We start from the raw sequence: 9,438 nt of genomic DNA on the forward strand, positions 1-9,438 counted from the left end.
TCCCAGAGAATTCTGGGGTGAGTTTGCTCGCGACGGGAGCGGCGGAAGGAGTATCAGCGGAACCGGTCAACCTCTTTGCGCAGGTCCTGCGCCAGTTTTTCCAGTTCCTTGGCGGTGATCGCCAGGTTCGAGACCACTTCGCGCTGTTCGCTGTTGGCCATAGCGATGCTTTGCAGGTTGCTGCTGAGCAGGGTCGCGGTGCTGCTTTGCTCCTGAGTGGCGGTGGTGATCGCCGCGAATTGCTGGCCTGCCGAACGGCTTTGCTCGTCGATGCGCGCCAGGGCCGAGGCCACATTGGCATTGCGCGACAAGCCTTCTTGCATCAGCAAGTTGCCTTTTTCCATGGTACTGATGGCGTTACCGGTTTCCTGCTGGATGCTATTGATCATGCCGGAAATTTCGTCAGTGGCCTGACGGGTACGGGACGCCAGGCTACGGACTTCGTCAGCCACCACGGCAAAGCCCCGACCCTGCTCGCCCGCACGGGCGGCTTCGATAGCGGCGTTGAGCGCCAGCAGGTTGGTCTGCTCGGCGATCGAGGTGATCACCCCGACGATGCCGCCGATTTCCTGAGAGCGCTGGCCCAAGGTGTTGATGACCGTGGCAGTGCTGTTCAGCGCGCCAGCAATTTGCTCCAGCGACGAGGACGCTTCATCCATCGACGTACGACCGATGCGGGTTTGCTGGGCGTTATCCTGGGCCAGGCGTTCGGTATTGCCCATGTTATCGGCGATGTTCAACGAGGTAGCGCTGAATTCTTCCACTGCGCCGGCCATGCTGGTGATTTCGCCGGACTGCTGCTCCATGCCCTCATAGGCCCCGCTGGACAACCCGGACAGGGCCTGGGCTCGGCTATTGACCTCTTGAGAGGCCTTGCGGATATGCTCGACCATGGTCGACAGGGCCTGGCTCATCTGGTTGAAGGCACGGGCCAACTGACCGATTTCGTCGTGGCTCGACACGTTCAGACGTACGCTCAGGTCGCCGGCGCCCAGCGCCTCGGCCTGACGCACCAGATCGCCCAGTGGGGCCAGTTTGCTGCGCAGCAGCCACACCGCCGAGCCCACGGCCAGCAACATGGCCAGCAAGCTGCCGATAGCCAGTTGCGTGCCGACACTCCAGGTCACGGCGCGAATCTCGGCTTTCGGCATGCTCGCCACCACCGCCCACGGGCCGTCCTCGAACGGCACGGCAACGCTGTAGAAATCTTCAGCGGTATCGCTCCAGAACACACCTTTGCCCGGCTTCTTGACCAACTCCTTGATGGTCACGGTCGCCTGCTCCAGCGCCTGCACACCCGCGGGTGGAACCAGCCATTTGTTTTGCTCATCCAGCACCGCCAGCGAACCGGTCTGGCCGATACGGAAACGCTTGAGATTCTCGAACTGGGCGTTCTGCGCGTCGGTGTAATCGAATCCTACATACAACACGGCAATGATCTTGCCGCTGCTATCGCGTACGGGGGTGTATTGCGACATGTAGAAGCGCCCGAAGAGCAGGGCACGACCAATGTAGCTCTGCCCACTCATTACTGGGGCATAAGCCGGGCCGGCACGGTCGAGCATGGTGCCGATCGCCCGCGTCCCGTCCTGCTTGGTCAACGAAGTGCTCACGCGGATGAAATCATCGCCACTGCGTACAAACACCGTCGCCACCCCGGCGGTCGTGTCCTTGAACTCGTCGACTTCCTTGAAGTTGTTGTTCAGCACTTCGCTGCCCAGGCTCAGGCCTGGAGTCTGCACGCCTGCCACCGCGACCGGCTGGTCCGGGTGCACGCTCAGGCCCGCGCTAAAACGCTTCTCGAACAGTCCGCTCAATCGCTGCGTGCTTTCACGCAGGGTGCCATGGAAGGTATTGAGCTGGTCGGCCATGAGGCGCGCTTCGCTGGCCAGGTGTTCTTCACGAGTCGCGAGGTTGGCGGAGTCCAGCGAGCGCAAGGCAAAGATGGTACTGCCGGAGATCACGATCGCCAGTATCACGGCGAGGGCGAGGCCCAGCTGTGAGGCGATTCGGGCACGAGGTTGAGACATGACGGCTCCTGGCCAAGTGACCGGATCATCCTGATCACGTCGCACACTCGGCAATTTTATTCGGGTGATGTGTAGGCAGTCCCTTTCTAATACGAAAGTACTACTTCCACACATTCGGCGGCGAAACCGAATACTTGAGCGGTTTGGAAGGAATAATGCCAAGTGGCTATCACGGGAGCTTCAACGATTCAGCCAAGACGCTTCACGTCGGGTAATTGCATGGCGTTCACTTCGCTCTGGAGAAAATCGCTCAGACGGCGCAAACGTTCACCTCCTGGCCGGGTTTTCGGCCAGACGAGGTAATAGTGCTCGCCACTGGCGACAGCGGTAGGCCATGGCAGGCTCAAGCGCCCTTGGGCCACGTCCTCGGCCACCATCAACAGATCCCCCATGGACACGCCGTAACCACGCGCTGCCGCGATCATGCCCAGTTCCAGTGTATCGAACACCTGCCCGCCCTTGAGCGAGACCTGATCGGACAGGCCCATGCGCGAAAGCCAGTTGCGCCAATCACGACGGTCCGGAGTGGGATGCAGCAATTCTGCGCTGGCCAACCGCGCCACATCCCAGGGCTGGTCGTTCAACAGGTTCGGTGCGCCTACCGGAATCAGCTCCTCGGGAAACAGCAAGCTTGCCTCCCAGTCGGTAGGAAAATGCCCGTTGCCCAGTAATACCGCGCAATCGAAAGGCTCGGTGTTGAAGTCCACTGAGTCGACGTCCATCCAGGCGCTGGTCAGTTGCACTTCATTGCCGGGCTGAAGATGCCGGAAGCGGCTCAGGCGCGCCAACAGCCAACGCATGGTCAGCGTGGACGGCGCCTTCATGCGCAGGATGCCATCTTCACCGTGCAAGGTATGACAGGCCCGCTCCAGCGCCATGAACCCCTCACGCACGCCCGGTAGCAGCAACCGCGCCGCTTCGGTCAACTGCAGGTTGCGGCCACTGCGCTGGAACAGCCGACAGGCAAAGTGCTCTTCGAGTGTACGAATATGCCGGCTGACGGCACTTTGAGTAATCGACAGTTCTTCGGCCGCCCGGGTGAACGAGCTGTATCGCGCCGCCGCTTCGAATGCCCGCAACGCATAAAGAGGAGGGAGACGACGAGACATCGGGAAAGCTCCTATGGCGATAGTTACGCACCCTATCAGAAAGCTCTCAGCATGAGTTTTAATCATGCCAGTGATCGCTTTTATCCTTTTGTGCAAACCGCTGAGAGCGCCGAAAATCACCGTTTTACAGCCTTGTTTGAACATGGAGTGTGATGATCATGCGGCATCCGGTGCGAATCGAACTCTGGGCTATCCTGCGGCTGGCAGGGCCGTTGATTGCCTCGCAGTTGGCGCACATGCTGATGGTCCTGACCGACACCCTGATGATGGCGCGCCTGAGCCCCGAAGCCCTGGCCGGCGGTGGACTCGGCGCGGCGAGTTATTCATTCGTCTCGATTTTTTGCATCGGTGTGATCGCCGCAGTGGGCACGTTGGTGGCTATTCGGCAGGGCGCCGGTGATGTCGAAGGCGCCACCCGACTGACTCAGGCCGGGTTGTGGCTGGCCTGGTTGATGGCGTTGGTGGCCGGGCTCCTGCTGTGGAACCTCAAACCGGTACTGTTGCTGTTCGGCCAGACTGAAACCAACGTCCTGGCCGCCGGCCAGTTCCTGCTGGTGCTGCCATTCGCCCTGCCCGGCTATCTGAGCTTCATGGCCCTGCGCGGCTTCACCAGCGCCATTGGCCGGGCGACCCCAGTGATGGTGATCAGTCTTGGCGGCACGGTGGCCAACTTCCTGCTCAATTACGCACTGATCACCGGCATGTTCGGCTTGCCAAAACTGGGGCTGATGGGCATCGGCCTGGTCACGGCCATCGTTGCCAACTGCATGGCCCTGGCGCTGGCCTGGCATATTCACCGGCATCAAGCCTACCGCGCTTATCCGTTACTCAAAGGTCTGTCGCGTCCCAATCGCCAGTACCTCAAGGAACTGTGGCGCCTGGGTCTGCCCATTGGCGGCACTTACGCAGTGGAAGTCGGGCTGTTCGCGTTCGCCGCGCTGTGCATCGGCACCATGGGCAGCACGCCCTTGGCAGCGCACCAGATCGCCCTGCAGATCGTCTCGGTGGCATTCATGGTCCCGGCGGGAATGTCGTATGCGATCACCATGCGCATCGGCCAGCACTATGGCGCCGGGCAACTGCTGATGGCACGGCTGGCCGGTCGGGTCGGAATTGGCTTCGGCGCAGCGGTCATGCTGGCGTTCGCCATGGTGTTCTGGCTGCTGCCAAACCCATTGGTCGGCTTGTTCCTGGACCACGACGATCCGGCGTTTCGTGGGGTGATCGAGCTCGCAGTGAGCCTGTTGGCGGTAGCGGCGTGGTTCGAGCTGTTCGACGGCGCGCAAACCATTGCCATGGGCTGTATCCGTGGGCTCAAGGACGCCAAGACCACCTTCCTGGTGGGCCTGGGTTGTTATTGGCTGATTGGCGCACCGGCGGCCTGGTGGATGGCGTTCCACCTGAACTGGGGCCCGACCGGCGTCTGGTGGGGCCTGGCCCTGGGCCTGGCCTGCGCGGCGGTGAGCCTGACGGCGGCGTTTGAGTGGAAGATGAAGCGGATGATCCGCAGTGAGCCTGGGCTGAGGCGTTTCGAAAGCATCCAAGCCGACTGAGGTTCCCTATGTGGGAGCGGGCTTGCTCACGAAGGCGGTGTATCAGCCAGAAATATATCGACTGATCCACCGTCTTCGCGAGCAGGCCCGCTCCCACATGGTTTTGTGTCAGCTGATTTCCAGCATCGACTGCTGATCACCCTCGAACGTCAAGTACTCAACCAACTCCGGAAACGGCAACGGTTTGCTGATCAGGAAACCCTGCACCTGGTCGCAACCAAAGCCGCGTAGCAAGTCCAGTTGTTCCTGGGTTTCCACACCCTCGGCCACTACTTCCAGGTTGAGGTTGTGGGCCAGGTTGATCATCGCATGGACCAATTTGCGGTTTTCCTCGCGCTGCTCCATGCCACCCACGAAGCTCTTGTCGATCTTGAGCAAGGCGATGGGCAGGCTGTTGAGGTGCACGAACGAGGAGAAGCCGGTGCCGAAGTCGTCCAGGGAAAAGCGCACCCCCAGGCGACCCAGGGCGTCCATGGTCTGCTTGACCAGTTCGCTGCGGCGCATGACGGCGGTTTCGGTGAGTTCGAATTCCAACCATTGCGCCTCGACACCCCGCTCGGCGATCAGGCGGCTCAGCGTCGGCAGCAACTGGCTGTCCTGGAACTGCCGGAATGACAGGTTGACCGCCATGTGCAGGGGCGCCAATCCCCTTTCACGCAGCGCTTGCATGTCCCGCAATGCCCGGGAAATCACCCAGTAGCCCAGCGGTACGATCAGCCCGCTCTGTTCGGCCAATGGCACGAACTCACTGGGTGGCAACAGCCCGCGTTCGTTATGACGCCAGCGCACCAGGGCTTCGAGGCCGACGATGGTGCCGTCATCAAGGCTCAGCCGGGGTTGGTAATGCAACTCCAGCTCGTCGCGCCGCAGCGCCCGACGCAGCTCGCTCTCCAGATCGGCGAGGCTGCGGGCGTTACGATTGATGCGTTCGTTGAAGATATGAAAGGTGCAGCCCTGTGTGCTCTTGGCCTGCTGCATGGCGATATGAGCGTGCCACATCAGCGGGTCCGCGCCGGCCTGGGCGCGAGCGTGGGCGATCCCCAGGCTGCAACCGATCAGCAGGCTTTCGCCATCGACCCAATAGGGTTCGGCCATGGCTTCGGTGATGCGCTCGGCCATCCATTCAGCCCGCTGAGGCGCCCGGCGGGTGTCGATCAGGAGTGCAAATTCGTCGCTGCCCAAGCGTGCCAGTTGATCGCCGGCTTCAAGCGAACCTTTGAGCCTCGACACGACTTGCAGGATCAAACGGTCACCGGCCTGGTGGCCGAGGGCATCGTTGGCGTGACGGAAGTTATCCAGATCCAGATGCCCGAGCGCCAGGCCACGGCCTTCGTTTTCAGCCAGGCGCGCCGCCAGCAGGGTTTGGAAGCCCTGGCGATTGGCGATGCCGGTCAACGGATCCTGTTCGGCAAGACGCTGCAGCGTGTTTTCCAGCACTCCGCGCTCGCGCACATGGCGCAGGCAACGGCGCAGAGTGGCGCCATCGAGCACATCACGTACCAGCCAATCGCTGACGCCATCAGGTGCAGTGGTGGGCTCGTGCTCGAGCAACAGGACCGTCGGCAAACGGCAACGACCGGGTGCCGGCTGCAGCGCCGCGACAGTCAGCAGCACCGCGTTGTGGTTGTCCTCGAACAGGCTGCTGACCGACTCCCAGCTCGGGGCACTGATCAACACAACCGACGGCCCCATGGGGGCCAGGCACTCGCGCAAAATCGCTGACCATACCGGCTCTTCGGCCAATAGCAGCAAACGCAAGGGTTCGACAGACGTTGACAAGCTGACTCCCTAGACTCTGCAAGGTAATAGGCGCAGGGCATTATGACCTGCTGACCGCTAATGACCAATGCCAATGGTTCTCAAACACTTGCTTCAGACGGCTTTTTTACCCTCGAAGCCGAACGTTGGACGCCATTCGCCCCACATCCTGCGTGAAAGTAACCAAAGCGGCAAATGACAATGCTGTGTAGCGTCACAAGTCGGACAGAGCAGCACAATTCTGTGAGCCTGTTAAAATGCCGGCCCATTTCGCAAACGACTCCCTGACTCTGTCATGTCCCGACTCAATCCCCGGCAGCAAGAAGCCGTGAACTATGTCGGCGGCCCTCTTTTGGTGCTCGCCGGTGCAGGCTCCGGCAAGACCAGTGTGATCACCCGCAAGATCGCGCACCTGATCCAGAACTGCGGTATCCGCGCCCAGTACATCGTCGCCATGACCTTCACCAACAAAGCCGCCCGGGAAATGAAAGAGCGGGTCGGCGGTCTGCTGCGCGCCGGTGAAGGCCGTGGCCTGACGGTCTGCACTTTCCACAACCTGGGCCTGAACATCATCCGCAAGGAACATGCACGACTGGGCTACAAGCCGGGTTTCTCGATTTTCGACGAGACCGATGTCAAGGCGCTGATGACCGACATCATGCAAAAGGAATATTCGGGCGACGACGGCGTGGACGAGATCAAGAACATGATCGGCGCCTGGAAAAACGACCTGATCCTGCCGCCCCAAGCCTTGGAAAACGCCCGCAATCCCAAGGAACAGACCGCCGCCATCGTGTACGCCCATTATCAGCGCACGCTCAAGGCGTTCAACGCGGTGGACTTCGACGACCTGATCCTGCTGCCGGTCAAGCTGTTCCAGGACCACGCCGACATCCTCGAAAAATGGCAGAACAAGGTCCGCTACCTGCTGGTGGATGAATACCAGGACACCAACGCCAGCCAGTATTTGCTGGTGAAGCTGCTGATCGGCATCCGCAACCAGTTCACCGTGGTGGGCGACGACGACCAGTCGATTTACGCCTGGCGCGGTGCGCGGCCGGAAAACCTGATGTTGCTCAAGGAAGACTACCCGTCGCTCAAAGTGGTGATGCTGGAGCAGAACTACCGCTCCACCAGCCGCATCCTGCGCTGCGCCAACGTGCTGATCTCCAACAACCCCCACGAGTTCGAAAAGCAACTGTGGAGCGAGATGGGCCACGGCGACGAGATCCGCGTGATCCGTTGCCGCAACGAAGACGCCGAAGCCGAGCGCGTGGCCATGGAAATCCTCAGCCTGCACCTGCGCACCGACCGGCCGTACAGCGACTTCGCGATCCTGTATCGCGGCAACTACCAGGCCAAGCTGATCGAGCTGAAATTGCAGCATCACCAGATCCCCTATCGCCTGTCGGGGGGCAACAGCTTTTTCGGACGTCAGGAAGTGAAGGACCTGATGGCCTATTTCCGCCTGATCGTGAACCCGGACGACGACAACGCCTTCCTGCGGGTGATCAACGTCCCGCGCCGGGAAATCGGTTCGACCACCCTGGAAAAACTCGGCAACTACGCCACCGAGCGCAAAATCTCGATGTACGCCGCCACCGACGAAATCGGCCTGGGCGAGCATCTGGACAGCCGCTTCACCGACCGTCTGGCGCGCTTCAAACGCTTCATGGACAAGGTGCGCGAACAGTGCGCTGGCGAAGACCCGATCTCGGCGCTGCGCAGCATGGTCATGGACATCGACTACGAGAACTGGCTGCGCACCAACAGCTCCAGTGACAAGGCCGCAGACTACCGCATGGGCAACGTCTGGTTCTTGATCGAGGCGTTGAAAAACACCCTGGAAAAGGACGAAGACGGTGACATGACTGTCGAGGACGCCATCGGCAAACTCGTGCTGCGGGACATGCTTGAACGCCAGCAGGAAGAAGAGGACGGCGCCGAAGGCGTGCAGATGATGACCCTTCACGCCTCCAAGGGCCTGGAATTCCCCTACGTGTTCATTATGGGCATGGAAGAAGAAATCCTGCCCCACCGCTCCAGCATCGAAGCCGACACCATCGAAGAAGAACGACGCCTGGCCTACGTCGGTATTACCCGCGCACGTCAGACGCTGGCCTTTACCTTCGCCGCCAAACGCAAGCAATACGGCGAGGTGATCGACTGCGCCCCGAGTCGCTTCCTCGATGAGCTGCCGCCGGACGACTTGGCCTGGGAAGGCAATGACGACACACCGACCGAGGTCAAGGCCGTTCGCGGCAATAGCGCCCTGGCCGATATACGAGCGATGCTCAAGCGCTAGAATCGACTACTTTTCAGCGAACTTTTACCCATTTCCAGGGGCGCCGAAGGCGTCATTAAAGGAGGCTTGATGGAAGCCCTGCAGCAGAAAATTCGTGAACACGGCATCGTACTTTCCGATCAGGTTCTGAAAGTTGATGCTTTCCTGAACCACCAGATCGACCCGCAATTGATGAAGCTGATCGGCGACGAATTTGCCGCGCTGTTCAAGGACTCGGGCATCACCAAGATTGTCACCATCGAAGCCTCGGGCATTGCCCCGGCGATCATGACCGGTCTGAACTTGGGCGTGCCGGTGATTTTCGCCCGCAAACAACATTCCCTGACCCTGACGGAGAACCTGTTGTCCGCGACCGTGTATTCGTTCACCAAACAGACCGAAAGCACCGTGGCCATCAGCCCGCGCCACCTGACCAGCAGCGACCGGGTACTGATCATTGATGACTTCCTGGCCAACGGCAAAGCCTCCCAGGCGCTGATCTCCATCATCAAGCAGGCCGGCGCCACCGTGGCAGGCCTGGGGATCGTGATCGAGAAGTCGTTCCAGGGTGGACGCGCGGAGCTGGATGCCCAGGGGTATCGGGTTGAATCCCTGGCCCGGGTGCAATCGCTGGCCGGTGGGGTCGTGACCTTTATCGATTGATCAGCACCGCTCTCCCCCTGTGGGAGCGGGCTTGCTCGCGA

6 protein-coding genes are annotated in these 9,438 nt (G+C 60.8%); 3 read left to right on the forward strand and 3 right to left on the reverse strand.

The annotated features are described in order from the left end of the window. Positions 1-53: 53 nt before the first annotated feature. The gene (locus tag HU811_RS08420; protein WP_186655251.1) at positions 54-2,030 is read right to left on the reverse strand and encodes a methyl-accepting chemotaxis protein; all 1,977 of its coding nucleotides are present in this window, start codon (positions 2,028-2,030) and stop codon (positions 54-56) included. A gap of 188 nt (positions 2,031-2,218) precedes the next feature. Next, a complete protein-coding gene (locus HU811_RS08425) occupies positions 2,219-3,139 on the reverse strand; it encodes a LysR substrate-binding domain-containing protein (protein ID WP_092395048.1) in 921 nt (306 codons plus the stop codon). Between the two features lie 158 nt (positions 3,140-3,297). Here HU811_RS08425 and HU811_RS08430 point away from each other — a divergent pair, with 158 nt between their 5' ends. Continuing rightward, positions 3,298-4,692 carry a NorM family multidrug efflux MATE transporter gene (locus HU811_RS08430; protein WP_092395984.1) on the forward strand — a complete coding sequence of 465 codons (1,395 nt, stop codon included), beginning with the start codon at positions 3,298-3,300 and terminating at the stop codon, positions 4,690-4,692. Positions 4,693-4,800: 108 nt separating this feature from the next. Here HU811_RS08430 and HU811_RS08435 read toward each other — a convergent pair whose 3' ends face one another. Continuing rightward, entirely contained in the window at positions 4,801-6,471 is a 1,671-nt protein-coding gene (locus HU811_RS08435; protein ID WP_092452907.1) for a putative bifunctional diguanylate cyclase/phosphodiesterase, read from the reverse strand. 274 nt (positions 6,472-6,745) lie between these two features. Between HU811_RS08435 and rep the strand changes: the two genes are divergently transcribed. Then, on the forward strand, positions 6,746-8,755 hold the full coding sequence (rep, locus tag HU811_RS08440; protein ID WP_047226146.1) for a DNA helicase Rep: 2,010 nt from the start codon (positions 6,746-6,748) through the stop codon (positions 8,753-8,755). 69 nt (positions 8,756-8,824) lie between these two features. Next, positions 8,825-9,397 (forward strand): xanthine phosphoribosyltransferase, encoded by a 573-nt coding sequence (locus tag HU811_RS08445; protein WP_186655254.1) that lies wholly within the window; start codon positions 8,825-8,827, stop codon positions 9,395-9,397. Positions 9,398-9,438: the final 41 nt, after the last annotated feature.

The sequence above is a fragment of the Pseudomonas tehranensis genome, from assembly GCF_014268615.1.
GTDB classification, from domain to species: domain Bacteria; phylum Pseudomonadota; class Gammaproteobacteria; order Pseudomonadales; family Pseudomonadaceae; genus Aquipseudomonas; species Aquipseudomonas tehranensis.

Coding starts and splice junctions, on each gene's coding strand:
- HU811_RS08420 (WP_186655251.1), bottom strand. CDS start 2,030: ATGTCTCAACCTCGTGCCCGAATCGCCTCACAGCTGGGCCTCGCCCTC.
- HU811_RS08425 (WP_092395048.1), bottom strand. CDS start 3,139: ATGTCTCGTCGTCTCCCTCCTCTTTATGCGTTGCGGGCATTCGAAGCG.
- HU811_RS08430 (WP_092395984.1), top strand. CDS start 3,298: ATGCGGCATCCGGTGCGAATCGAACTCTGGGCTATCCTGCGGCTGGCA.
- rep (WP_047226146.1), top strand. CDS start 6,746: ATGTCCCGACTCAATCCCCGGCAGCAAGAAGCCGTGAACTATGTCGGC.
- HU811_RS08445 (WP_186655254.1), top strand. CDS start 8,825: ATGGAAGCCCTGCAGCAGAAAATTCGTGAACACGGCATCGTACTTTCC.